This is a genomic window from Aeromonas sp. R2-1 (assembly GCF_040908425.1).
Taxonomy (GTDB): Bacteria; Pseudomonadota; Gammaproteobacteria; order Enterobacterales; family Aeromonadaceae; genus Aeromonas; species Aeromonas caviae.
The window spans coordinates 26,997-52,454 of the sequence record NZ_JBFODR010000036.1 but is presented as its reverse complement, the minus strand read 5'-3'; the positions used below and the strand labels follow the sequence as shown (position 1 = coordinate 52,454).

Sequence of the window (25,458 nt, the reverse complement as noted above, 5' to 3'; positions counted from 1 at the left end):
ACAAGGGCCCGCCAGCGTGGCGGGTCATAAGAGGAAGAATATGAATATCAGTGCGATAGCCCAGGATCTGGTGCCCCTGCTCGGGGGCAAGGAGAACATCGTCAGCGCCGCCCACTGCGCCACCCGGCTGCGGTTGGTGCTGGCGGACGACAGCAAGGTGAACAAGGCCGCCATCGACAAGCTGGACGGGGTCAAGGGGTGCTTCAGCAACGCCGGTCAAATTCAGGTGATCTTCGGCACCGGTCTGGTCAACAAGGTCTACGCGGAGTTCGTCACCCTGACCGGGACCGGCGCCGCCAGCAAGGCGGAGCTGACCGATCTGGCGACGGCCAAGCTCAACGTGGCCCAGCGTCTGGCGCGGACCCTCTCCAACATCTTCGTGCCCATCATTCCGGCCATAGTCGCGTCCGGCCTGCTGATGGGGCTGCTCGGCATGGTGCGCACCTACGGCTGGGTCAACGCCGACAGCGCCCTGTTCGTCATGCTCGACATGTTCAGCTCGGCAGCCTTCATCATCCTGCCGATCCTCATCGGTTTTACGGCGGCGCGCGAATTCGGCGGAAACCCCTATCTGGGGGCGACGCTCGGCGGCATTCTCACCCACCCGGCCCTGACCAACGCCTGGGGCGTGGCCGGGGGCTTCAAGACCATGGACTTCTTCGGCCTGGATGTCGCCATGATCGGCTACCAGGGCACCGTCTTCCCGGTGCTCCTGGCGGTCTGGTTCATGTCCCACCTGGAGAAGCAGCTGAGAAGGCGCATCCCTGACGCCCTGGATCTCATCCTCACCCCGTTTTTGACCGTCATCATCACCGGCTTCGTGGCGCTGCTCTTCATCGGCCCCGCCGGTCGGGTGCTGGGGGATGGCATCTCCTTCGGTCTGAGCGCCCTCTATGAGCAGGCAGGCTGGCTGGCGGGTCTGGTGTTTGGTGGCACCTATTCGCTCATCGTCATCACCGGCATCCACCACAGCTTCCACGCCATTGAGGCGGGGCTGCTGGCCAACCCTGCCATCGGCGTCAACTTCCTGCTGCCCATCTGGGCCATGGCCAACGTGGCCCAGGGTGGGGCTTGTCTGGCGGTCTACTTCAAGACCCGGGACGTGAAGATCAAGGCCATCACGGTGCCGGCGGCCATGTCCTGCCTGCTCGGCATCACCGAGGCGGCGATCTTCGGGGTCAACCTGCGCTACATCAAGCCCTTCCTGGCCGGTCTGTTCGGCGGGGCCTGCGGCGGCGCCTACGTGGTGGCGGCCAAGGTCGGCATGACGGCGGTGGGCCTGACCGGGATCCCGGGCATGGCCATCGTCCAGCCCATGAGCCTCATCCACTACGTCATCGGTCTGGTGATCGCCTTTGGCGCCGCTTTCGCCGCCTCCTACCTGCTCAAGTACAAGGTGGAGTGATGAAGGAAACCCAATTCCTCAACCAGATTGTCCGGTCCCTGCTGGCCGGACAGCTCAAGGCGGCGGCCGATCCCCATCGGCCCCGCTGGCACCTGGCAGCCCCGGTGGGGCTGCTCAACGATCCCAACGGTTTCATCGAGCACGACGGGCGCTATCACCTCTTCTACCAGTGGAACCCGCTCGGTTGCGAGCACCGCAACAAGGGCTGGGGGCACGTCACCTCCACCGATCTGCTGCACTGGCAGCACGAGCCGGTGGCGCTGCTGCCCACCGAGGCCTATGAGAGCCACGGCTGCTATTCGGGCTCGGCGGTGAGCGATGAGCAGGGGCGTCTGACCCTTATCTACACCGGCAACGTCAAATACCCGGACGGCAGCCGCACCGCCTACCAGTGTCTGGCCCGCGCCGACGGTGTGGGGGGCTTTGCCAAGCTGGGCCCTGTGCTGGACCTGCCCGCAGGCTACAGCGGCCATGTGCGCGACCCCAAGGTGTGGCACGACGGTCGGCAGTGGCTGAAGGTGCTGGGGGCCCGCACCTTGGACGATCGGGGTGAGGTGCTGCTCTATCGCGGTGACACCCTGGATGCCTGGACGCTGGTGGGCCCCATCGCCGGCAGCGGGCGCGGCGGTCTCGGGGAGTTTGGCTATATGTGGGAGTGTCCGGACCTCTTCCCCCTGGGAGATCGCCATGTGCTGATCAGCTGCCCCCAGGGGATTGCCCCGCAGGGAGAGGATTATCGCAATCTCTACCAGTGCGGCTGGCTGGCGGGTGATTTCGACGGCGAGCATTTCGCCCACGGGGCCTTCCATGAGCTGGACCGGGGCTTCGAGTTCTATGCGCCGCAGACCACTCAGGACAGCCAGGGGCGGCGCCTGCTGTTTGGCTGGCTGGGCTTGCCGGAGGAGAACGAGATGAGCCAGCCCACTCTCGAGCACGGCTGGATCCACCAGATGAGCTGCCCGCGGGAGCTGTTCTGGCAGGATGAGTGGCTCTGCCAGCGGCCGGTGGCTGAGCTGGGCGCCCTGAAAGGGGAGCAGACCCGCTTCGAGGGGGCGCCGGACGAGCTGCCTGCACTGGCCATCGACTCGGCCTGGCTCGATCTGGCGCTGTGCGGTGAAGGGCGCCTCGGGTTCGGGGCCGTGGTCGAGCTGTGCTGGCAGCCGGGGCGTCTTGTCCTGCGTCGCCAGAACTGGCAGAGCGGGGAGTGGGAGGAGCGAAGCGCCCCCTGGCTTGGGGGCAAGATCACCGTCTTGTGTGACCGCTCCAGCCTGGAGTGCTTCGTCGATGGCGGGCGCCAGAGCTTGTCGACCCGTTACTTCCCCGGCGAAAATCCAGTACTTTCCGCACGTTGCGGTGGTGATGGCAGCAAAATTTGTCTCGATCACTGGCCGCTGGCGACCTGCCTAGTACAATAGCCCGGTCTCAGTGTGCCGGGAGGTCAGGTGGAGAAGAAGAAACGGATCACGATTGCCCAGATAGCCACGCTCGCGGGGGTCTCCAAGGCCACCGCCAGCCTGGTGCTCAACGGCAAGAGTGCGGAATACCGCATCGCCGACGATACCCGCAAGCGGATCCAGGCGGTGGCGGACGAGTGCCATTATCAGCCGAGCATCCATGCCCGCTCCCTGCGGGAGGTGCGCAGCTACACCTGGGGGCTGGTGATCCCCGACCTCACCAACTTCGGCTTCGCCAGCATCGCCCGTGCCCTGGAGGCCCGCTGTCGGGAGGCGGGGATCCAGCTGCTCATCGCCTGCTCCGAGGATGACCCCACCCTGGAGCAGCGGGTGGTGGACAACCTCATCAGCCGTCAGGTGGATGGCCTCATCGTTGCCTCCAGCGGCCACAGTGACGACATCTATGCCCGCATCCACGACCGCTTGCCGGTGGTGCAGCTCGACCGCCACATCGGTGAGTCGCGCCTGCCCATGGTGATCTCGGACGCCTGCAAGGCCACCGCCGAGCTGGTGCAGGATATGGCCGAGGATTGCGGGGAGGAGATCTACTACTTCGGCGGTCTGCTGGATCTCTCCCCCAGCCGCCACCGGCTGGCGGGTTACGAGCTCGGGTTGCACCGCGCCGGGCTGGAGGCCACTTCAGACCGGGTCCGCCACCGTGACTACCAGCCGAGCTCGGGCTATCAGCTGATGTCTGAGCTGGTGGACGAACTCGGGGCGCCGCCGAAGGGGCTTTTTACCGCCTCTTTCACCCTGCTGGAGGGGGTGCTGCGCTACCTCAACGAGGCGGGACTGATGGAGACCGGCATGCGCCTGTGTACGTTCGACGATCACGATCTGCTCGACTGCATCCCCATGCGCATCGATTCCGTGGCCCAGGATTGCCCGGCCCTGGCCCGGGCCGCCTTCGAGATGATGCAGCAACTCATCGCGGGCAATCCCCCGGCCCAGACCGCCCAGGTCATCAACCCCAGGGTGCGCTGGCGCAGCCGCCGCTAGGCACACGGCTTCCCTTTCCTGTGAAAAAGCCCCGCCGGATCCGGCGGGGCTTTTTGTGCTGCGTCTGGTATGAGGGCGTCAATCGGTGATGCTGGCCCGCCAGAAGATCTGCTTGATGTGAGGGTGCTCCCCGAGCGTGTTCATCAGGGCATCGAGCCTGGTGCCATCGATGGCGGTGGCGAGCAGCGCCGCCGAGATCTCGAGATCCTGATCGCCGAAGGGGGTGATGTCGAGCTCGCTCAGGGGGTAGTGGGCCTGTTCCAGCATCTGCTCGAGCCAGGGCAGTACCTCCTTCTGGTGAGCGCGGCCGATGAGAGCGGTCACGTGATAGGTCACTTCGGTGTCCATGTTGTCCACCGGGTCACGGTTTATCTGGTTGACCAGGGGGCGCAGCAGGGTGTTGGCGGCCAGCACGAAGAGGGCGCCGAGGATGGCCTCCAGGGCGAACCCGGCGCCGCAGGCGGCCCCGACAGCGGCCACGCCCCACAGGGTGGCCGCTGTGTTGATGCCCCGGATGTTGCCGGATTCCCGCATGATGACGCCGGCGCCGAGAAAACCGATGCCGGAGACGATGTAGGCCACCACGTGGACGACCCCGTAACTGCCGCCATGCAGGTCATAGATGCGCTGGGCCAGGTTGACGAACAGGGCCGCCCCCACGGCGACCAGCACGTTGGTGCGAAGGCCGGCGGTGCGCTGGCGGTACTGGCGCTCCAGGCCGACCAGGCTGCCCAGCACGAAGGCGAGCAGCAGGCTGGCCAGGGTGTCGAGCAGGGCGAGAAAATCGAGTTGTTGCCACATTCTCATTAAGGGTCTCCTTCTGGGGATGCCGACTAGCTTTCGCCCCCGGGTTGCGTGAGAGACGGGGGGCAAGGTCGACATCGTGGTGAATGCAAGGGCGCGACCCGCCTCCTGACGGGGCGGGATGGCGCAGAGCAGGGAAGAGGCCCTTCACGGTTGCCCGGGAAGGACCTCGCCTTGTTCGAGGGTCAATGCCTGGTGGCGTCGTCCCCGGCGCGGGGGCGCAGTTCCCAGCGTACCGGGTGAACAGCCCCGACCTGGTGGATGAACTGCACCAGATAGCGGCGCTGGGGCGGCGTGCAGTAGAGGCTCAGCACCAGCACGCGGCCTTCACCGCGCCCGGGCTGCATGGACTGCAGGGGACTGAGTCCGGCCGGTTGCAGGGTGTGGCTCACCGCCGCCAGCACCTGCTCCATGTCGGCTCTGTCTTCGCAGCGGATGTGCAGCCGATAGAGGTGCTGACGCCGTCTGCCACGTTGCCAGAGTGGTCGCAGGCCCCGTCCCAGTCTGCTCAGCAGGGAAGGGGATTTGTCAGCGACAGGGTTGTTTGAAATCAAGCGCATAGCAGCCTCCTTTTGGGAAGCAGAAACTATGCAGGCAAGGTGTCGTGGGATGAGTCCGCGTCACCTGACGTCAAGTGTGAAAAGCGGGGAAAAGAGGGATCCACTTCTCGCAGGGTGGCGAGTCGCGGCAGAGAAAAACCTGCGGCTAGCTCGCGACCAGGGTGCCGACGACGAGGGTCGGCGTGCGTCTGTCACTTGATGAGTTGCCCACCGATGGTCTCCGCTAGTGATAAAGAGGCGACATGGTAGCCGATACGGCGGCCTGGGTAAACCCCGAGCCCTTGATAGCAACATATTGAAACATAATAAAAAAGAGATGAAAGCGCCGGTAAAGGGAGCGCTATTCCCTTCACCGGCGGGCCCTTGGGGGGTTACCGGGTCTTGTCGATGCCCAGGTATTTGAGCATCAGTTTTTCATAGATGGGTTCGGTGTCGCCCACCTGCATCTTGTGCAGGAAATACTTCTCGAACGCTATCTTGGCCAGGTGGACCCACTTCCCTTTCTTGAACCAGGCGACGTTGCGCGGCGGGATCTGCGGCATGGCCACGAAGGCGGCCCCTGTGTCCCCCATGTCCGCCAGACAGATGGCATTCCACACCGCCCGGGTGACCGGGGGCTGGCCGTCCAGCTCCGCCTTGATGTTGTGGCTTAAGGTGCGCACCATGGCTTCGATCATGTAGCCGGTCTTGGGCACCCCGGTCGGGACCGGCGTCTTGTGCTGGGGCGGGATGGCGATGCAGACCCCGGCGGCGTAAATCTGCGGGAAGACAGGGTTGCGCTGGTGTTCGTCGACGATGACGAACCCGCGGGGATTGACCAGCCCCTCGAGGCCCCGCAGGGGGCTGATGCCGGCGAAGGCGGGCAGCATCATGGCATGCTTGTAGGGGAGGCTGTGGGTGCGCTTGACGTTGCCATCTTCATCCAGCTCCTCCACCGTCATCACCCCATCCCTGGCCGCCACGGTGCGGGCATTGCAGATCCATTGCATGTCGCGCATGCGCAGCTCGCTCTCCAGCATGCCCTTGGAATCCCCCACGCCGTTGAGGCCGAGGTGACCGATGTAGGGTTCGCTGGTGACGAAGGTCATGGGCACGTCCTTTCTCACCTTCTTGTCGCGCAGGTGGCGATCGAGGATGAAGGCGTATTCGTAGGCCGGGCCGAAGCAGGAGGCGCCGGGCATGGCACCGACGATCACCGGACCCGGTTCGTCGAGCAGCCCGTTGACACTGTGCAGGCACTCCTCTGCGTGGGAGAGGGTGCAGACGCTGGCGGTGCCGCCCGCCGTCGGGCCCGCTCCCTGCACCTCTTCAAAGGCGAGTGCGGGGCCGGTGCAGAGCACCAGAAAGTCGTAGTGCAGGTGCTGGCCATCGGAGAGGCGGATCAGCTGTTCGAGGGGTTGCAACCCGGTCAGGGCGGCGTGGATGAAGCGGATCCCCTTCTTCTTCACATGAGGCTCTATGGGGAGGGAGATATCTTTGCGCTCTCGCCACCGGACCGCAATCCACGGGTTCGAAGGGTTGAATTCAAAGTCGGGTTTGTCGTTCACCAGGATGACGTCGTGCTGCTTGCCGAGTTCGGCCTTGAGCTCGTAGGCGGCCGACATGCCCCCCAACCCTGCCCCGATGATGATGATGGTTGCCATAATGAGCCTCCGCTCTATTACACGGCTCCTGTGAGCCAATATGTCCGCCTGCCTATTTGAGCCCCATTCGCCTGAGCACGGCGGCGGCGGGACAGACCCCGGTGAACGCGCTCTGGATCAGGTTGACCCCGACAAAGACGCTCAACCAGACAAAGCCCGGGTGGACCCAGGCCGTGAGCAGCAGCGACAGCAGCAACATGCCACCCGCGACCACTCTGACTCCGTTATCGACGGTCATTTCTCGTCTCCTTTTTGTTTAGCGATTGCTAATTTAGGGATGTTTTATACAATAGAACAAATATCAGCAATTGCTAATTTAATCTTATGAGCCACTTCGACGAGATGAACCGACATGCGACAGCCGCCGCCGGCCTGCTCAAGGCGCTGGCTCATCCCGAACGCCTGATGGTGCTCTGCCAGCTGGTGGAAGGGGAGAAGGGGGTCGGGGAGCTGCTGGCCCACAGCCAGCTCGGGCAGTCGGCCTTCTCCCAGCAACTGTCGGTATTGAAGCGCCAAGGCCTTGTCCGCTCGCGCAAAGTCTCCCAGCAGATCTACTACTCCCTGGTGAGCGAGGCGGCGGCCGATGTGCTGGCGGCGCTGCAAACCCATTTTTGTCACTCAGATGAGGAAATTCGATGATGGAAAGCCAATGGCTGCTCTCGTTGGGGGGCGGCATGCTGGCGGGGCTCTCGGCCCTGATCCTGATGTTGTTCAACGGCCGGGTGGCCGGGATCAGCGGCATTCTGGCCGGTGCAATGCAGTACAAAACCCCCTGGCGGGTGCTGTTTCTGCTGGGATTGGGACTGGGGGCCTGGCTGGCGCTGACCCTGGGTTGGGCCACCATGCCCGCCTTTGATGCCTTGCCCGGCTGGCCCGTGGTGGTGCTGGCCGGCCTGCTGGTGGGCATCGGCACCCGTCTTGGCAATGGCTGCACCAGCGGTCACGGCATCTGCGGCATGGGGCGGCTGTCGACGCGCTCCGTGGTGGCGACGCTCACCTTTATGGGGATGGGCGTGGCGACCGTGTTCTTTACTCACCACATGTTTTGACGGGTTGATTGCCATGAAATTGCTGACAAGTGTGTTTGCGGGTCTGTTGTTCGGGCTGGGAATGGCCCTCTCCGGGATGATGGATCCGGCGCGGGTCACCGGGTTTCTCGATCTGGCCGGTGCCTGGGATCCCAGCCTGGCCTTCGTGATGGGAGGGGCCCTGGCTGTCTTCATGCCGGGCTACTTCCTGCTGGTGAAGCCCAGTCGTCTGAGCCTGCTGGGGGAGCCCATGGCCCGGGTCCCCGCTCCCGTGCTGGATCGCCGCCTGATTGGCGGGGCCGCACTGTTCGGGATCGGTTGGGGCCTGGTCGGCATCTGTCCAGGGCCTGCCTTGAGTCTCATTTCCAGCGGACAGCCCATGATATTGTTGTTCATCGGGGCCATGGCGGCCGGGATCCTGCTGGTGGACAAGGTCTGGAACAGGGTGCTGGAGAAGGCTCGCCAGCACCGTATTGCCTGAGTTTTCAAGGTGCCCATGAGCCAGGGAAGGAGAATCATGATGAACACAATCCGGTTGCTGGTGACCACCCTGCTGGTCATGACATCCACCCTGGTGGCGGCCGAGGAGGCCAAGGGGTCGCTGACGCTGACCCCGCAGCGCGTCACCGACTGGCTCACCCTGAGCGGTACCGTGAGCGCCATTCATCAGGGGACGGTCGCGGCCCAGACCAGTGGCCGCGTCTCCCGCATGCTGGTGGATGTGAACGACGAGGTACAGGCCGGGCAGCCCCTGCTCGAGATAAGCGGCAAGGAGCAGTCTGCCGCCGTGACCGGCGCCGAGGCGCGGGTGGCCAGGGCCCAGGCCCAGCAGGTGGAGGCCGAGCGCCAGCTCACCCGTTATCAGGCCCTCATCGCCAAGGGGGTGATCACCCGGGCCCAGCTCGACAACGCCCAGGCAACGGATCGGGCCGCCCGCGCCGAGGTCAATGCCGCCGAGGCCGCCCTCATCCAGGCCCGGGAAGCCTACGGCTATACCCGCATCCTCGCCCCCTACGCCGGGGTGGTGACCAGGCGGCTGGTGGAGCTGGGGGAGACGGTGGCCCCCGGTACGCCGCTGCTATCCGGTTTCTCCCTGGGCGAGCTGAGGGTGGAGCTGGAGCTGCCCCAGTCCGCGCTGGTTCTCGCCGGCCAGCCGTCGGATGTGCAGGTGCTGCTGCCCGGTGGCAAGGCCGTGACTCCCCTCAAGCTGACCCGCTTCAACTACGCCGACAGCCAGAGCCACAGTTTCCGGCTGCGCCTCGATCTGCCGCCGAACACGGCAGGGGTGCTGCCCGGCATGTGGCTCAAGGTGCAGCTCAAACAGGGTGAGCGTCAGGTGTTGCAAGTGCCGGAGCCCGCCCTGCTGCGGCAGGGGGAGTTCAACGGCGTCTACCTCAAAGAAGGGGAAGGATGGGCCCTGACCCCGGTGCGGGTCGGCCACTGCGAGGCTGGGCTGTGCGAGGTCCTGTCGGGTCTCAAGGGCGGTGACACCCTGGCCCCCGATGCCTGGAGCCGTCAACAGGAGGTGCCCCATGAGTAGCGAGCTGAACGGCAACCATGGCCGCCTTGGGCCGGCGGGTCGGCTGGCGGCCCTGTTTCAGGGCTCGGCCATCACCCCGCTGCTGGCGCTGGTGGGGCTCTTGCTCGGCCTCTTTGCCGTGCTGGTGACCCCCAAGGAGGAGGAGCCCCAGATCGATGTCACCTTCGCCGACGTCTACATTTCCTTCCCGGGGGCCAGCCCGGCAGAGGTGGAGTCCCTCGTCACCACCCCTGCCGAGCAGGTGGTCTCCCAGATAAAGGGGATAGATACCCTCTACTCCTTCTCCCAACCCGATGGCGCCCTGCTGGTGGTGGTGTTCAAGGTAGGGGTGAGCCGGGAGCAGGCCATCGTGGATCTCAACAACCAGCTCGACTCCAACCGCGACTGGTTGCCACAGGGGATCGGAGTCGGTCAGCCGCTGGTGAAACCCCGGGGGATCGATGATGTTCCCATCGTCACTCTGACCCTCTGGAGCAAGCAGCTGGGGGCCCCCGATCTGACCCGGGTCGCCCACGAGCTGGAGACCGAACTCAAGCGCATTCCCGGTACCCGGGACATCTACAGCCTGGGGGGCCAGAGCGCCGTGCTGCGGGTGATGCCGGCCCCGGCGGCCCTCAGCGCCCATGGCATCAGCTGGGGCGAGCTGAGCCAGCGACTTGCGGCCGCCAACCGGGTGGGCAGCGAGCAGGCCGTGGTGCAGGATAACCGGGAGATCAAGGTGCAGGTGGGGCAGTTCCTGCAAAGCGAGCAGGAGGCCCGCGAACTGGTGGTGGGCCTGCATAACGGCAAGCCGGTCTACCTCGGTGAGGTGGCCCGGGTGTCCCTTGGGGAGGAGACCCCGGTGCAGCGCAGCTGGATGGGGCAGGGGCAAGCCAGCTACCCGGCGGTGACCCTGGCCATCGGCAAGCAGCCGGGGCAGAACGCGGTGGAGGTGGCCAAGCGGGTGGAGGCACGGGTGGAGAGCCTCAGGAATCGGCTCATCCCGGCCGGGGTCGAGGTGACGGTGACCCGTGACTACGGCGTCACCGCCGAGACCAAATCCAACACCCTCATCGGCAAGCTCATCTTTGCCACCACGGCGGTGGTATTGCTGGTGCTGGTGAGCATGGGGTGGCGCGAGGCGCTGGTGGTGGGGGTCGCCATCGTCATCACCCTGGCGCTGACCCTGTTCGCCTCCTGGGCATGGGGCTTTACCCTCAACCGGGTGTCCCTCTTTGCCCTTATCTTCTCCATCGGCATCCTGGTGGATGACGCCATCGTCGTGGTGGAGAACATCCACCGCCATCGCGGCCTGGGCAAGGGGTCGCTCAAGGATCTCATTCCGGGCGCGGTGGACGAGGTGGGGGGGCCGACCATACTGGCGACCCTGACCGTCATCGCGGCCCTGCTGCCCATGGCCTTCGTCAGCGGCCTGATGGGCCCCTACATGAGCCCCATCCCCATCAATGCCAGCATGGGGATGCTCATCTCCCTGCTGGTGGCCTTCATCTTCTCCCCCTGGCTGGCCAATCACCTGCTCAAGCGCGAGAGGCATGTCGCCCACGGGGAGGCCAAAGCCGGGCTCTTTCACCGTCTGATGACCCCTTTCCTGATGGGGGCGGGTGCCAAAAGAGCGAGACACAAGCTCTGGCTGGTCATTCTGCTGCTGGTGGCGGGGGCGGCCGCCATGCCCATGGTGCAGTGGGTGGTGCTCAAGATGCTCCCCTTTGACAACAAGTCGGAATTCCAGCTGGTGCTCGACATGCCGGAGGGGGCGACCCTGGAGCAGACCGAGCGCACCCTGCTGGCGGTGGGTCGGGAGCTTGCCAGGGTGCCCGAGGTGAAGGATTACCAGATCTACGCCGGCACCGCCGCCCCCATCAACTTCAACGGGCTGGTGCGCCACTACTTCATCCGCAGCGGCGCCAACGTGGGTGATATTCAGGTCAATCTGGTGGACAAGCATGAACGGGATCGCAGCAGTCACGAGATTGCCCGGTCGGTGCGTGCGCCCTTGCAGGCCATCGCCAGTGCGGCAGGGGGCAACCTCAAGGTGGTGGAGGTGCCCCCGGGACCGCCTGTCTGGTCGCCCATTGTCGCGGAAGTGTATGGCCCGACGCAGGCCGCCCGTGAAGCCGCTGCCCGCGCCGTACAGGCCCGCTTTGTGGCCACGGCGGATCTGGTGGACGTGGATATCTATCTGACCGACCCTCAGCCCAAGTGGCGGCTGGTGGTGGATCGCGCCCAGGCGGCCCTGCTCGGGGTCGATCTCGGGGATCTGGTGGCGACCCTCAATGGCGGGGTGGGCTATCAGGATGCCAGCTGGCTGCAGGGGCAAGGCGCCAAGTATCCGGTGCCGATCCGCATCGAGCTCGCTCCCGGTGACAAACGGGATCTGACCGGCATCCTGGCTCTCAAGGTGCGCAGCCAGAGCGGCCAGCTGGTGCGGGTCTCCGAGCTGGTGAGTCGCCGCGATGAGCTGGCCCCCAGCTATATCATGCACAAGAACATGCAGCCCATGGTGATGGTGGTGGCCGACATGGGCGGCCATGCCGACAGCCCGCTCTATGGCATGTTTGCCGCCGGTGCCGACATCTCGCTGCCACAGTATTACGTGCATCAGCCCGACAAGCTGGGGGAGGTGGCGCTCTTGTGGGACGGGGAGTGGAAAATCACCTACGAGACCTTCCGCGACATGGGGATTGCCTACGGGGTGGGGATGATCCTCATCTACCTGCTGGTGGTGGCCCAGTTTCGCTCCTATCTGGTGCCGCTCATCATCATGGCCCCCATTCCGCTCACCCTCATCGGGGTGATGCCGGGCCACGCCCTGCTGGGGGCCCAGTTTACCGCCACCTCGATGATCGGGATGATCGCCCTGGCCGGGATCATCGTACGCAACAGCATCCTGCTGGTGGACTTTATTGAGCAGCAGCGGGCGAGTGGCGTGGTGTTCGAACAGGCAGTGATTGCGGCGGCGCAGGTGCGGGCCAAACCCATCATGCTGACGGCGTTGGCGGCCATGATAGGGGCGCTTTTCATCCTGGATGACCCCATCTTCAATGGCCTCGCCATCAGCCTGATCTTCGGGATCCTGGTCTCCACCCTGCTCACCCTGGTGGTGATCCCGCTGCTCTACTACAGCCTGCTCGTTCGCCGAAGTCAGAGGTAAACACAGGGGGCACGTGCCCCCTGTTTTCTGGCATCACACCGCCTCGCGGGCATCGCAGGTTTTCATCAGAGGGAAATAACGGCGATCCGCCTGGCTCATGTGGCCCACGACCAGCTCCTGGATGATGAAGTTGAGCAGGGCGTCGTTGCCAAGGGTGCCCGCCTGTGCGGCCGCCATCAGCTGACCGGCTTTTTTCAGCAGATGCTGGTGCTCCTGGCGATGGGCCGCCAGCTCCTCATAGCCATATTGCGCGAGGACCTGCTCTTCGAGGAGGAAGTGCTGGCGCGCCATCTCGAATATCTGCGCCATGTCTGCCAGCAAGGCATCGGGATGGATGCCGGGATCCTGCATGTGCTCGAGCAAGCGGTTGGCCAGCAGGTAGAGCTGGCGGTGGTCCGCATCGATGCGGGGGTGGCCGCATGCGTGGGCGGGCTGCCATTGCAGGGTGCCGGGAAGGGGATCCTGCCCGGTGGAAAACAGGCAGACCCTGCCCCGGCCATGGTGCTTGGCTTGATACATGGCCTGATCGGCGTGGTGCATCAGGGTCTTGGGGTCGGTGCCGTGATCCGGATAGAGGGCGACCCCTATGCTGCCGGAGATGCGCAGCGCCTGCTGCTCAAGCTGGAAGGGGTGATGCAGGCAGTGGTGCAGCTTGTCGGCGACCGCGAGGGCCGAGGCATCCGTATCGGGCAGCATGATGACGAATTCGTCCCCCCCAAGGCGTGCCACCAGATCTTCTTCCCTGACGCACTCCCCCATGCGCTCGGCCACCAGCTTGAGCAGCAGGTCGCCGGTTTCGTGGCCGAAGGTGTCATTGATGGGCTTGAAGTGGTCGAGATCGATGAAGACCAGGGCCAGGGGCTGCTGGGGAGCCTGCTCCAGGGTCTCCTTGAGCCGCTGTTGCAGCAGGCGGCGGTTGGCCAGGCCGGTGAGGGGGTCATAGAAGGCGAGGCGGCGCATCATCTCCTCCCGGGCCGAACGTTCGGTGACATCCCGGGTCACCCCCAAAATGGCGTCCGGTCTTGTGCTGGCGCTGCCATGCAAGGTAGTGACCGTCTCGATGGCCACCAGATGACCCTGCTTGTGGCGCAGCTGGGAGTGGATGACGCACCGGGTCTGCCCATGATCCCCCCGTTGCCAGGCCTCGAGGGAGGCGGTGATGCCGTCGCGAAGCTGTTTCCAGGACTCATCGGGGAGCAGCTGGCGCAGGGAGAGGGCAAAGAGTTCGGCGGGCTCATAGCCGCTCAGGGACGCGATGGCGGGGCTGATGTAACGAAAACGCAGGCTGTCGGTGTCCATGGTCCAGATCACGTCGCCGCTGTTCTCCGCCACGAAACGGTAGTGCTGCTCGCGCTGGGCCAGTTCCCGGGTGAGCCGCTGTCGGTCACTGGCCTCTTCCCGCAGACGCAGATAGAGGTGCAGGAAGACGCCGAGCAGGGCCAGCAGGGAGAAGGAGATCAGCATGGCGATGGCCACGCTCCTGTCGAGCAGTTGGCGCTGCTGGCGAAGGCTCGCCTGGGTACTGTTGTAGAGGAAGGGGGTGAGGTTGGGCACCGCCTTGATCATCCCGGCCTCCTGGTAGGTGCGGGCGATCTGCTGCCAGCGATCCTGCTGCATGTAGCCGGGCTCGATGATGTCGGGCTGCATCAGGGCCCGGGTTTCACGGGCCTCGAAGGCGAGCGCCTCGCGCCCGGCCCCGCTGGGGTAGTGCTCCAGGATCAGGTTGATCATCTCCTCGGGATGATCCATGGCATAGCGCCACCCCTTGAGGCTGGCCTGCAAGAAGCGCTGGACCCGTTCCTGCTGGTTGAAGACCTCATTTTCCGAGGTGAAGAGGTTGTCTCCGTAGAAGTCGTACCCGATGTCGCGGGGACTGAACACCCGGTAGGGAATGCCCTGTTGCTGCAGGGTGAAGGGCTCGGTTGTGCTGTAGGCGCTGATGGCGTCCGCCTGGCCCCTCAGCAGTGCCTGTATCCCCCGCTCGTAGGGCAGGGTATCCCACTGCCGGCTGCGGGTGTAGCGATGCAGGTAGGTGAGCAGCTCGTTGGAGCCGGGTTCGAGCATCAGCCGCTTGTTGGCCAGATCGCCCGGGGTCTGGATATCCGGCCGCTCCAGGGTGATGAGCATCAGGGGGGAGTGCTGCAACATGGCGGCGAGCACCACCACTGGGCGGCCAGCTGCCCGGGCCAGCAGCAGATCGCTGCCGCGGATGCCAAACTGGGCGCGACCCGTGGTGACTTCATTGATGACGTCGGTGCCCGGCCCCGCCTCCCGCAGGGTGACCTGCAGGCCGACCTCCTGGTAGAACCCCTTGGCGATGGCGGCGTAGTAACCGGCAAACTGGAACTGGTGCTGCCAGGGAAGTTGCAGGATGACGCGCTCATCCGCCCTGAGGGGAGCCGTGGTCAGGGTGGCAATCATCACCCAGAAGGGCAGAAGCCAGCGTACAGGCTGGTGAGATGCATCTGACTCCGTCATGCCGCTGTTCTCTCGGGAGGTGCTCTTCTGGCTAGAGTCAAACAATTTCCTGCCATTCGCAAGGGGAGCAGGCCCCAATAAGATGGGGCGCGGGAGGCAGTAAAAGTCATTTTTGTGTCATTCATCACGTCAATGGGCGTCACGGCTCGTTTTGAAACCTTGTCAACCCGTCACCGGCCCGGTGACAAGGGCATAAGGTGTCATTCCTAGAGGGATGGCTGCCGCCTCTCTTCTCGCCTGTTAATGACAAACTGCGTGTTTTCGGCGACTCCCTCTTGTCTTCTCCTGTCGTATCAGAAGTTGATGCTCTTGCCCCGATCGGGTGTCGACCTGTGGCGGTCGGGGGACGCCTTCCTCCGTTCAGGGTGGTATGGTAGTCATCCGTTTCCTGTTTTCCGAGAAGGTCCTGTCATGTCTTCCTTGCGCCTGCTGCTCTCCGACTCCCACGATCCCCTGTTCAACCTCGCGGTGGAGGAGTGCATTTTTCGCCAGATGGACCCGGCCCAGCGGGTGCTGTTCCTGTGGCGCAACGACAATACGGTGGTGATAGGCCGGGCCCAGAACCCCTGGAAGGAGTGCAACACCCGCCGCATGGAAGAGGACGGGGTGACCCTGGCCCGGCGCAGCAGCGGGGGCGGCGCCGTGTTCCACGACCTTGGCAACAGCTGTTTCACCTTCATGGCGGGCAAGCCCGGCTATGACAAGAGCGTCTCCACCACCATCGTCATCGATGCCCTCGCCAGACTCGGCGTGAGCGCTTTTGCCTCCGGGCGCAACGACCTGCTGGTGGCGACCCCGGACGGGGATCGCAAGGTGTCGGGTTCGGCCTATCGGGAGACCCATGATCGCGGCTTTCACCACGGTACCCTGCTGCTGGATGCCGATCTCGGCCGCCTCGCCCACTATCTCAATCCCGACCCCAAGAAGCTGGCGGCCAAGGGCATCAGCTCGGTGAGAAGCCGGGTGGCGAACCTTGGCGAGCTGTTGCCTGGCCTGGGTCATGAGCAGGTGGTGCAGGCCCTGTGCGACGCCTTCTTTGCCCATCACGGTGAGGTGGTGCAGCCCGAGCATATCTCCCCCGAGCGGATGCCCGACCTGCCCGGCTTTGCCGAGACTTTTGCCCGCCAACGCAGCTGGGAGTGGAACTTCGGCCATGCTCCCGCCTTCAGCCACCTGCTGGAGGAGCGCTTCCCCTGGGGCGGGGTCGAGCTTCATTTCGACGTGGAGAAGGGGGTGATAGGACGGGCACAGATCTTCAGCGACACCCTGGACCCTGCGCCCCTGGATGACCTGGCCGCACGCCTGCCCGGGGTGGCCTATCGTCTCGACGCCATCGCCGCGTTGCTGCGTCAGTGGCGGGCGACGTTTTCGGCCAACCCCGAGTTGGAAGGGTTTTCGGCATGGCTGCTGACCGCCCTGCGCTGACCTTGCCCATGACCAGGCTCACAAGATGAACAGGGGAAAAGAGGGGAGAGGGGGCGCGGCGCCCGTCAGGGCGCCAACATGACAAAAAGTAGGGCAGACCATTAGTTATTGTCTCTGTTGATAGAGGTGTCACTGGAGTATAAAAACCGCACCTCAGCAGTATCAATGGTATAAAAATGAATCACTTGGTCTATCTGAAAGATGAGGGCGTCAACGCCGTCTCCCCCGAATTCGCCCGCCGTTTTGCCACCGTCAAAGCCCACTTCTTCTCCCGCAACCCCGATCTCTGGCCGGTCTTTCGCGAGCCCGGCTTTGCCACCCTCAACGAGTTTCGCGCCCGTGGACTGGCGCCGGATGCGCGGCTCAATGCCTGGCCCGATGGTCGCGCCCGTCTGGCGGATCTCTGCGAAACCATGCCGGTGCCAGCCACCATGCGCACGCCGGGGGAGCCCATGGCGGAGCTGCTGTTTGCCGGCGCCTTGTCAAAGGATTGGGAGAACCCCTCCAGCGTCGAGAACGTCATCACCATGTCGGCGGATCCCGCCATCTATGGCGCCCAGATGGGCATATTGGCCAACCCCAACCTGGTCTACTCCGAATACGCCGGGGTGGCGGAGGAGCTGGAGAAGAAGGTGGTGCGCCAGATAGCGCTGCTGGCGGGTTATGACCCGGCCCGCGCCACCGGCATCTTCACCCAGGGAGGGACGTTTTGTAACCTCTACGGCTACCTGCTCGGCATTCGCAAGAGCCTACCGGAAGCCAAGCACAAGGGGCTCGGTCATTATCAGGACTACCGCATCATCAACTCCCAGGGCGGTCACTACTCCAACATCACCAACCTCTCCCTGCTCGGGGTGGACATCGAGAACAAGACCATCCGCATCCAGGTGGGCGAGAACAACGACATCGATCTCGACCACCTCGAGCGTACCCTGACTGCCTGCTTCGCCCTTCATCACGTGGTGCCCACCATCATGCTCACCATGGGCACCACGGACACCTTCGGGGTGGATAGGGTCAAACCCGTGGTCGAGCTGCGGGATCGCCTCTGCGAGCGCTTCGAGGTGGCGGTCAAGCCGCACATCCACGTCGACGCCGCCATCGGCTGGTCGATGATCTTCTTCCTGGACTACGACTTTGCCGCCAACCCGCTCGCCATCAACGCCGCCACCCTGGCGGGGATCGAGCGCAACGTGAGCCGCTTCGCCGAGCTCAGATACGCCGACTCCTTCACCGTCGACTTCCAGAAGTGGGGTTATGTGCCCTACACCTCCAGCCTGGTGATGATAAAAGAGCAGAGCGATCTCAAGGCGATGGAGAATGACCCGGAGAACTTCTCCTACTTCGAGCGGGACATCCAGGGTCAGACCCACCTGCAATCCACCATCGAGTGCTCCCGTGGGGCGAGCGGCCTGTTCGGTGCCTATGCGGCCCTCAACTACCTGGGGGTGGAGGGGTATCGCACCGTGCTGGCCCACTGCCTGCAAAACGCCAACTACTTCCGCTTCCGGTTAAGCCAGCTCGGCAACGTCAAGCTGGTGGCCCAGGAGAATCAGGGGCCCAGTGTCGGCTTCAAGATCTACAACCCCGAGTGGGTGCAGGACCCGGAAGCCGAATTCGCCTTCGAGCTGGCCCGCAGCCCGGATGCGGCCTACAAGGCGCGGCTGGCACGCAACACCGAGTACCACCGCAGCCTGTTCAAGGGACGCGGCAAGGTGGGGCTCTACACCAACTGGGTGGAGGCGGTGGCGCACTCGGAATACGACGAGCGTGGCAAGTACTCCTATATCGCCGGGGAGAAGGCGGTCTTTATGAACCCGGCCTGCGGCCGTGAGCAGATCGACGCCTTTATCGCGCATATTCGTGGCTGAAGAGCCGCATCTTGTGATGTCATAAATAAAAACGGCGGGATAATCCCGCCGTTTTTATGGCTCAAGGCAGTGGTTACCGTTTCTGGATAGCGGTCACGGTGAGCTTGCCGGCCGGGTTTTCGGCGTGAAAGCGCACCGCATCCCCCACTTTCAGCTCCTTGAGCAGTGCGGGATCGGCCACCCGAAACACCATGGTCATCGCCGGCATCTTGAGGTTCGCGATGGCCTCGTGCTTGATGCCGACCTTGCCGTTGGCCGCGTCGATGCGGCTGATGACCCCCTCGGTCATCGCCATCTCACCCATCTCGTTCATGCCTTCCATCTGGCCCATGTCGTGGCCCTGATGGTTCATCATCTCGGCAGCCTGCAGGCCGGTGTGGGTGGCAAGGCCCAGCAGCAATGTCAGGGTCAGCGTCTTGTAGTTCATGGTGTTTTCCTTCAATCGTTCAGTCGAAAAGGGTTGGGAAATCGGGTCATTCGGATTGTTGATAAGCAGGCAGGCTGCGGCTGCGCCAGAGGTAGTAGGCGGCGGGCAGCACCAAGAGGGTCAGCACCAGCGCGCTCACCATGCCGCCGATCATGGGGGCGGCGATGCGCTGCATCACCTCGGAGCCGGTGCCGTGGCTCCACATGATGGGCAGCAGGCCGGCGATGATGGTGACCACCGTCATCATCTTGGGGCGCAGGCGCAGGGCGGCGCCGTGGATCACCGCACGATGCAGCCCCGCCTGGTCCGGCTTGCCGCTGGCCACGAGCTCATCCCAGGCGTGGTTGAGGTAGACCAGCATCAGCACGCCGGTCTCCACCGCCACCCCCGCCAGGGCGATAAAGCCCACCCCGACTGCCACCGAGAGGTTGAAGTCGAGCAGCCAGAGGGTCCAGATCCCGCCCACCACCGCCAGCGGCAAGGTGGTGAGAATGAGCAGCACCTCCTGGAAGCGGCGAAACGCCAGATAGAGCAGCAGCACGATAATGGCGACGGTCAATGGCACCACGTAGGCGAGGCGTGCCTTGGCCCGCTCCATGTACTCGTACTGCCCGGACCAGGTGAGGGCGTAGCCCGCCGGCAGCACCAGCTGTTTGTCCACCTCGGCCTTGGCCTCATCGACGAAGGAGCCGATATCGCGGCCGCGAATATCGACGTAGACCCAGCCGTTGAGGCGCGCGTTTTCACTGCGCAGCATGGGCGCCTCGTCGCTGATGTAGACCCGCGCCACGTCCGCCAGCGCGATGCGCGCACCGCTCGGGGTGACCAGCGGCAGCAGCTCGAGGCTCGCCACCGAATCGCGATAGCTCTGGGGATAGCGCAGGTTGATGGGGTAACGCTCGCGCCCCTCGATGGTCTGACCCACCTCCATGCCGCCCACCGCGGTGGCGAGCACCGCCTGCACGTCGGCAATATTGAGGCCGTAACGGGCCGCTTTCAGCCGGTCGATGTCCACCTTCACATAGCGGCCGCCCGCTACCCGCTCGGCGTAGACCGATGACGCACCCTCAACCTTGCCGATGATCTGTTCCAGCTGCTGGCCGAGCTGCTGGATCACCTTGAGATCGGGCCCCGCAATCTTGATGCCGACCGGGGTCTTGATACCGGTGGCCAGCATGTCGATGCGGGTCTTGATGGGGGGCACCCAGGCGTTGGTGAGACCGGGGAAGCGGATGAGGGAGTCGAGCTCTTCTTTCAGCTTTTCCGGGGTCATGCCGGGGCGCCACTGATCGCGGGGCTTGAGCTGGATGCTGGTCTCCATCATCACCAGATCGGCGGGGTCGGTGGCTGAGTCGGCGCGCCCCGCCTTGCCGAACACGTTCTGCACCTCGGGCACGGTGCGAATGAGCTTGTCGGTCTGCTGTAAAATCTCTCGCGCCTTGCCCACCGAGATATTTGCTGCTGTGGTGGGCATATACATGATGTCCCCCTCATCGAGCGGCGGTATGAACTCAGAGCCCAGGTACTTGAGAGGCCAGAAGCCTGCCACCGTCACCAGGGCGGCGATGGCCAGGGTGGTTTTCGGACGGGCCAGCACGGCTTTTAGCAGTGGCACATAGCCTTGGCTTAGCCAGCGGTTCAGCGGGTTGGCCTGCTCGGCCAGTACCTTGCCGCGGATGAAGTAGCCCATGATCACCGGCACCAGGGTGATGGCGAGCGCCGCAGCGGCGGCCATGGCGTAGGTCTTGGTGTAGGCGAGGGGGTGGAACATCCGCCCCTCCTGCGCCTCCAGCGCGAACACCGGCAGGAAGCTGATGGTGATGATCAGCAGGGAGAAGAAGATGGCGGGCCCCACCTCTATGCTCGCCTCGGTGATGATGCGCCAGCGGTTCTTGTCGGTGAGCGCCTCCCGCTCCATGTGCTTGTGGACGTTCTCGATCATCACGATGGCACCATCCACCATGGCGCCGATGGCGATGGCGATGCCGCCGAGGGACATGATGTTGGCGTTGATCCCCTGCAGGTGCATCACGATAAAGGCGGTCAGGATGGCGATGGGCAAGGAGATGACCACCACCAGGGATGAGCGCAGGTGGAACAGGAAGGCAAGGCAGACCAGCACCACCACCGCGAACTCCTCCACCAGCTTGCCGGAGAGGTTGTCGATGGCGCGCTGGATAAGGTCGGAGCGATCGTAGACGGTGACCACCTCCACCCCCTCCGGCAGGCTGCTCTTCAGCTGGGCGAGCCGCGCCTTGACCCCGTCGATGGTGTGCTGGGCATTCTCGCCATAGCGCATGACGATAATGCCGCCCACCACTTCCCCTTCACCGTTGAGCTCGGCCAGACCGCGCCGGCTCTGGGGGCCGGTGACTACATCCGCCACGTCACCCAGCAGCAGCGGGGCGCCGCGCACAGTGGTACCGAGCGGGATCTGCTTCAGATCCTCGACGCTTTTTAGATAGCCGTTGGAGCGCACCATGTACTCCGCTTCCGCCATCTCGATGACGGAGGCGCCGGTTTCCTGATTGCCCTGCTTGATGGCGGTCTCGATTAGGGAGAGCGGAATGCCGTAGGCGCGCAGCTTGTCCGGGTCGACCCGCACCTGATACTGGCGCACCATGCCGCCCACGGTGGCGACCTCGGAGACCCCGTCCACCGTCTGCAGCTCGTACTTGAGGAACCAGTTCTGCAGGGAGGTGAGCTCGCTGAGATCATGTTTGCCGGTTCTGTCCACCAGCGCGTACTGATAGACCCAGCCCACCCCGGTTGCATCGGGGCCGAGCTGGGGACGGGCAGAGGCAGGCAGGTTGGGGGCAACCTGGCTCAAATACTCCAGCACCCGGGCACGGGCCCAGTAGAGGTCGGTGCTGTCGTCAAACAGCACATAGACGAAGGAGTCGCCGAAGAAGGAGTAGCCGCGCACCGTGGTCGCCCCCGGTACCGCCAGCATGGCGGTGGTGAGCGGGTAGGTGACCTGATCCTCCACCACCTGAGGTGCCTGGCCCGGATAGGCCGTCTTGATGATCACCTGGACGTCGGAGAGATCCGGCAGGGCGTCTACCGGGGTCTGCTTGACCGACCAGAGCCCCCAGGCGGTGAGCATGAGGGTCAATAGCAGTACCAGGAAGCGGTTGCCGATGGACCAGCGAATAATCGACGGGATCATGATTGAACTCCTTTCTCACCAAGTACAGAGAGCGGAGAGTGGTTGTCTGTCAGGCAGCGAATGATGGAAGGGATCATGACTTATTCTCCATCTCGGGCATCGCCATCTGATGCTGGCTATGGTCTATGCCTTCCATCTTGTCCATCTCATCTGCCGCAGGCTTGGTGGTGTCACCGCTTGCCGGCGCTTGCTCCTGATGGATGCTGGTGATGCGGTACTCATCCCCCTCCTGCATCACCTGCAGGTGCAGGGTCTGCCCCTCGGCCAGCTTGCTGATGTCGACTCCCTCGGCCACGGTGAACTCCATCTCCATGGCAGGCCACTGCCACTCGGGGATGGGCTGGTGGGCCACCATCAGGGTGCGGTTGGCCAGATCGATGCTTTCAACCTCTCCCTGGGTCCACACCTGGGCGGGGCGCACCGCCGTCATGCGCTGGAAGTCCGAATCGATGGCCGATTCGGAGTCGAGCAGGAACTGGGCCGAGCTGACGATGCTGTCCCCAGCCTCTACCCCTGCCTTGATGGCGACCTTGTCGCCAAACTGGGGGCCCAGAGTGACGGCCACCGACTTGAAGCTGCCATCCCCCAGTGCCAGCACCAGCCGGTCCTGGCTACCGGTGCGGATCACCGCTTCGCTCGGCACCACCAGTTGCGGCTCTCCCTTGCCCGCCTGAATGGTCACCTTGGCGAACATATTGGGCTTCAGAAACTCGTCCGGGTTGGCAAAGCGCAGCCGCACCTTGAGGGTCCGGGTGGCTGCATCCAGGGTCGGGTAGAGGTAATCGACCCGGCCCTGCCAGTGGCGGCCGGGGGCATAGTCGAGGGTCATGGTGACCGGGTCCCCCACCTTCAGCTGGGCTGCCTGGCGCTCGAACACCTCGGCGCTCACCCACACCTGCTGGAGGGTGCTGATGTTAAAGAGGGCTGCGGCGGGCTCCACATATTGCCCCTCGCGCACCTTCAGCTCGGAGACATAACCGCTGCTGGGGGCATAGATACGCACCGTCTCCTGTACCTGGCGGGTGCGCTTGAGGGCCGCAATCTGATCCGCCGGCACCTGCAGGGACTTGAGCTTGCCCTCGGCGGCGCGCAGCAGCAGGGGGTTGGCTGTGTTGAGTGCCAGTAGGTACTCGTGCTGGGCATTGACCAGATCCGGAGCGTAGAGCTCGTAAATCAGGCTCCCCTTGCTCACCTGCTGCCCCTCGCTCTTGATGGCGAGGGTGCGGATCCAGCCCGCCATGCGGGCGTTGACCGCCTCCAGCCTGTCTTCGTCATAGCCGACGTAGCCCACCGTCTCGATCTGCTGGTGGATGGGGAGTTTCTCCACCTTGGCGAGCCGCACCCCCAGGTTCTGCTGGATCTCGGGGCTGATGGTGACGGTGCCCGGCGAGCCGTTTTTCTGCTCCTCATAGACGGGGATAAAGTCCATCCCCATGTTGTCCTTGGCCGGGCCGTCGCGCTTGTCGCGCGGATCCATGGGGTTGACCCAGTAGAGCGGCGTCTTCTCCTTGGCGGCGGGGCCTGCACCGGTCTGTTTGGCGGCCCAGTAGCCGCCACCGGCGCCGAGGGTCAGCAGCAGGGCGGACATCAACAGTGTCTTGTTCATGACAAGCCTCCGGCGCGCGGGAGGCGAAGGGAGGGCTGGCACGGCTGCGCACAGGCAGACCGGGTAACGGGGGTGGATGACATGGTATCTCTTCTCTTCTGTCAGGCCGCCAGTGTGGTGGTGCGCGCGGGCAGGGCATCACCACGAGGCGGCAAACGGGGCGCAGCTGCATCAGCGCGCACGGCTTCCTGCGAGCGGGCCGGTTTGGCCGGGGCGCAGGGTCAGGCAAGGCGGCAGGAAACGGGCAAGCCGAGGCTTGCCGCAGCCGCGAGAGAAGCGCTTTCTAGTGGCGCAGCACCGACAACATCAGGTGTCGGCGTGGCCAAGAGGGAGGGTGGGTGCCGCGGGATCGCAGGAAGGGATCCCGCAACCAGTTGTCCAGCAGGGGGGCGAGGCGCCACGAAGGGAGCAACAGCAGAGGAAGCAGCAGTGACAGCAGCAGGCCGAGCAGGGGCGGCGCACTGGTGGCGCCGAAGACGCCGCTCTGCATCTGGCACTCCTCCCCGGGCGGGGCCGCCTCACTCTGGGGGCCGCCGTGGCAGGAGAGGGAAGCTGTGTCGGCCTGGTGCATGGCGGTGTGCTGCACCGGCTCGCTCTGGTGCCGTCCATGAGACAAGGGGGACTGCGCCGGAGTCAGGATGGATGCGGATGCACTGCTTGGCAGGGCGGTGGCCGCCCCATGCCAGCCGATGCACAGGGTGAGATTGCAGACGAGCATCAGCCCCAGCAACAGCCGGGCGATGAACGTGGTGGGCAATCTCGATGAGAGCATGGGTGGTTTCCCTGTGACGGATGGGCCGAATCTAAACCTTGCCGAAAGGAGAAGGTCAAGGCCTGGCAAGCGCCGTTAGCCTGGGAATTGACATGGATTAAAAAAGGGCGGGGCAGTGAACAAAAAAAGCCCCCGCATGGGCGGGGGCCGGGGCTTTTGGCGAGGGCTAGCCTGGCGTGGGGATCAGGCGAAGCAGGTCCAGATGGGGGCGTGATCCGAGGGCTTGTCGATGCCGCGCAGCTCGTAGTCGATGCCGGTCTCGGTCACTTTGTCCTTGAGGGCGTCGGAGGCCATGATGAGGTCGATGCGCAGGCCCCGGTTCTCGTCAAAGCCCCTGGAGCGGTAGTCGAACCAGGAGAAGCGCTCGCACTCGGTGGGGTTGGCGGCGCGGAAGGTGTCGGTGAGGCCGAACCCCTTGAGGCGCTCCATCCATTCCCGCTCGATGGGCAGGAAGGAGCACTTGCCATCCCGCAGCCAGCGCTTGCGGTTCGCCTCGCCGATGCCGATGTCGAGATCCGTGGGGGAGATGTTCATATCCCCGATCAGCGCTATCTGGTCGTCCGGAGTGTGGTGGGTCTCGAGGTAGTGCTGCAGGTCTTCATAGAACTTCTGCTTGGCCGGGAACTTGGTCTCGTGATCCTGGCTCTCCCCCTGGGGGAAGTAGCCGTTCATCACCTTGATGACGGAGCCGTCTTCCCGCTTGAAGCTGGCCATGATCATGCGGCGCTGGGCATCTTCCGGATCGGTGGGGAAACCCTTTTGCACCTCGATGGGAGCCTGCTTGCTCATGATGGCGACCCCGTAGTGCCCCTTCTGGCCGTGGAAGACCACGTGGTAGCCCATGGCCTCCACGTCCGCGACCGGGAAGGCTTCGTCGTGCACCTTGATCTCCTGCAGGCCGATCACGTCCGGCTGGTGCTTGTCGATAAGGGCTTGCAACTGATGAAGACGGGCGCGCAGGCCATTGATATTGAAAGAGATGATCTTCATGTTCGGGGTGCTCATGTCGTTTTTGTTCGTCGCTTATTGGACTAGGAATCCGCGATGGATGCAAGTTCGGGGGCTGTGACTGGCGCAGCGGCTCGGGAATCTGTTCACGATCTGTCGCGAGAGGCTGTCAGCAAGA

At 64.3% G+C, this 25,458-nt stretch carries 20 protein-coding genes; 10 read left to right on the top strand and 10 right to left on the bottom strand.

The genetic code is table 11. From position 1 onward, the window contains the following. The first annotated feature begins 40 nt into the window (after positions 1-40). Genes AB5Y80_RS13540 through AB5Y80_RS13530 form a run of 3 tightly spaced genes read left to right on the top strand, consistent with a single transcriptional unit; the run spans position 41 to position 3,858 of the window. The gene (locus AB5Y80_RS13540) at positions 41-1,405 is read left to right on the top strand and encodes a sucrose-specific PTS transporter subunit IIBC (RefSeq protein WP_368173058.1); all 1,365 of its coding nucleotides are present in this window, start codon (positions 41-43) and stop codon (positions 1,403-1,405) included. After that, positions 1,405-2,820: a glycoside hydrolase family 32 protein gene (locus tag AB5Y80_RS13535; protein ID WP_368173057.1), complete on the top strand. Its 1,416-nt coding sequence runs from the start codon at positions 1,405-1,407 to the stop codon at positions 2,818-2,820. The genes AB5Y80_RS13540 and AB5Y80_RS13535 overlap by 1 nt, the downstream gene beginning before the upstream one ends. Positions 2,821-2,847: 27 nt before the next feature. Further along, positions 2,848-3,858, top strand: a complete 1,011-nt coding sequence (locus AB5Y80_RS13530; RefSeq protein WP_104451701.1) for a substrate-binding domain-containing protein — start codon at positions 2,848-2,850, stop codon at positions 3,856-3,858. 78 nt (positions 3,859-3,936) lie between these two features. Here AB5Y80_RS13530 and AB5Y80_RS13525 read toward each other — a convergent pair whose 3' ends face one another. The 4 genes from AB5Y80_RS13525 to AB5Y80_RS13510 form a co-directional block, all read right to left on the bottom strand. Continuing rightward, positions 3,937-4,665 (bottom strand): MgtC/SapB family protein, encoded by a 729-nt coding sequence (locus AB5Y80_RS13525; RefSeq protein ID WP_203764636.1) that lies wholly within the window; start codon positions 4,663-4,665, stop codon positions 3,937-3,939. Positions 4,666-4,847: 182 nt separating this feature from the next. Beyond that, positions 4,848-5,222 (bottom strand): hypothetical protein, encoded by a 375-nt coding sequence (locus AB5Y80_RS13520; RefSeq protein ID WP_041214805.1) that lies wholly within the window; start codon positions 5,220-5,222, stop codon positions 4,848-4,850. Between the two features lie 371 nt (positions 5,223-5,593). Further along, positions 5,594-6,865 carry an NAD(P)/FAD-dependent oxidoreductase gene (locus AB5Y80_RS13515; RefSeq protein ID WP_368173056.1) on the bottom strand — a complete coding sequence of 424 codons (1,272 nt, stop codon included), beginning with the start codon at positions 6,863-6,865 and terminating at the stop codon, positions 5,594-5,596. A gap of 52 nt (positions 6,866-6,917) precedes the next feature. Then, positions 6,918-7,103, bottom strand: coding sequence for a DUF2892 domain-containing protein (locus AB5Y80_RS13510; protein ID WP_041213243.1), 186 nt, complete (start codon positions 7,101-7,103; stop codon positions 6,918-6,920). Between the two features lie 86 nt (positions 7,104-7,189). Between AB5Y80_RS13510 and AB5Y80_RS13505 the strand changes: the two genes are divergently transcribed. Genes AB5Y80_RS13505 through AB5Y80_RS13485 form a run of 5 tightly spaced genes read left to right on the top strand, consistent with a single transcriptional unit; the run spans position 7,190 to position 12,584 of the window. Continuing rightward, the gene (locus tag AB5Y80_RS13505) at positions 7,190-7,504 is read left to right on the top strand and encodes a metalloregulator ArsR/SmtB family transcription factor (RefSeq protein WP_041214807.1); all 315 of its coding nucleotides are present in this window, start codon (positions 7,190-7,192) and stop codon (positions 7,502-7,504) included. Further along, positions 7,501-7,914: a YeeE/YedE family protein gene (locus AB5Y80_RS13500; RefSeq protein ID WP_162540542.1), complete on the top strand. Its 414-nt coding sequence runs from the start codon at positions 7,501-7,503 to the stop codon at positions 7,912-7,914. Before AB5Y80_RS13505 ends, AB5Y80_RS13500 begins: the two co-directional genes overlap by 4 nt. 13 nt (positions 7,915-7,927) lie before the next feature. Next, on the top strand, positions 7,928-8,374 hold the full coding sequence (locus AB5Y80_RS13495; protein WP_288212649.1) for a YeeE/YedE family protein: 447 nt from the start codon (positions 7,928-7,930) through the stop codon (positions 8,372-8,374). A gap of 39 nt (positions 8,375-8,413) precedes the next feature. Then, a complete protein-coding gene (locus AB5Y80_RS13490; RefSeq protein ID WP_368173092.1) occupies positions 8,414-9,433 on the top strand; it encodes an efflux RND transporter periplasmic adaptor subunit in 1,020 nt (339 codons plus the stop codon). After that, complete coding sequence (locus AB5Y80_RS13485; RefSeq protein WP_368173055.1) at positions 9,426-12,584, top strand: efflux RND transporter permease subunit; 3,159 nt, start codon at positions 9,426-9,428, stop codon at positions 12,582-12,584. Before AB5Y80_RS13490 ends, AB5Y80_RS13485 begins: the two co-directional genes overlap by 8 nt. Before the next feature lie 33 nt (positions 12,585-12,617). Here the strand turns inward: AB5Y80_RS13485 and AB5Y80_RS13480 are convergent, their stop codons facing one another. Continuing rightward, the gene (locus AB5Y80_RS13480; RefSeq protein WP_368173054.1) at positions 12,618-15,062 is read right to left on the bottom strand and encodes a diguanylate cyclase; all 2,445 of its coding nucleotides are present in this window, start codon (positions 15,060-15,062) and stop codon (positions 12,618-12,620) included. A gap of 411 nt (positions 15,063-15,473) precedes the next feature. On the opposite strand from AB5Y80_RS13480, the gene AB5Y80_RS13475 reads away from it, so the two are divergent. Both AB5Y80_RS13475 and AB5Y80_RS13470 read left to right on the top strand, forming a co-directional pair. Then, positions 15,474-16,487 (top strand): lipoate--protein ligase, encoded by a 1,014-nt coding sequence (locus tag AB5Y80_RS13475; protein ID WP_368173053.1) that lies wholly within the window; start codon positions 15,474-15,476, stop codon positions 16,485-16,487. A gap of 176 nt (positions 16,488-16,663) precedes the next feature. After that, a complete protein-coding gene (locus AB5Y80_RS13470; RefSeq protein ID WP_324044605.1) occupies positions 16,664-18,358 on the top strand; it encodes a pyridoxal-dependent decarboxylase in 1,695 nt (564 codons plus the stop codon). 73 nt (positions 18,359-18,431) lie between these two features. Here AB5Y80_RS13470 and AB5Y80_RS13465 read toward each other — a convergent pair whose 3' ends face one another. The 5 genes from AB5Y80_RS13465 to xthA form a co-directional block, all read right to left on the bottom strand. Next, positions 18,432-18,785 carry a copper-binding protein gene (locus tag AB5Y80_RS13465; protein WP_368173052.1) on the bottom strand — a complete coding sequence of 118 codons (354 nt, stop codon included), beginning with the start codon at positions 18,783-18,785 and terminating at the stop codon, positions 18,432-18,434. 46 nt (positions 18,786-18,831) lie between these two features. Then, the gene (locus tag AB5Y80_RS13460; RefSeq protein ID WP_368173051.1) at positions 18,832-21,954 is read right to left on the bottom strand and encodes an efflux RND transporter permease subunit; all 3,123 of its coding nucleotides are present in this window, start codon (positions 21,952-21,954) and stop codon (positions 18,832-18,834) included. A 73-nt stretch (positions 21,955-22,027) separates the two neighbouring features. Further along, a complete protein-coding gene (locus AB5Y80_RS13455; RefSeq protein ID WP_368173050.1) occupies positions 22,028-23,560 on the bottom strand; it encodes an efflux RND transporter periplasmic adaptor subunit in 1,533 nt (510 codons plus the stop codon). 283 nt (positions 23,561-23,843) lie between these two features. Further along, the gene (locus AB5Y80_RS13450) at positions 23,844-24,332 is read right to left on the bottom strand and encodes a hypothetical protein (protein WP_368173049.1); all 489 of its coding nucleotides are present in this window, start codon (positions 24,330-24,332) and stop codon (positions 23,844-23,846) included. Positions 24,333-24,515: 183 nt separating this feature from the next. Then, positions 24,516-25,322: an exodeoxyribonuclease III gene (xthA, locus tag AB5Y80_RS13445; protein ID WP_010673667.1), complete on the bottom strand. Its 807-nt coding sequence runs from the start codon at positions 25,320-25,322 to the stop codon at positions 24,516-24,518. Between the last annotated feature and the right edge of the window lie 136 nt (positions 25,323-25,458).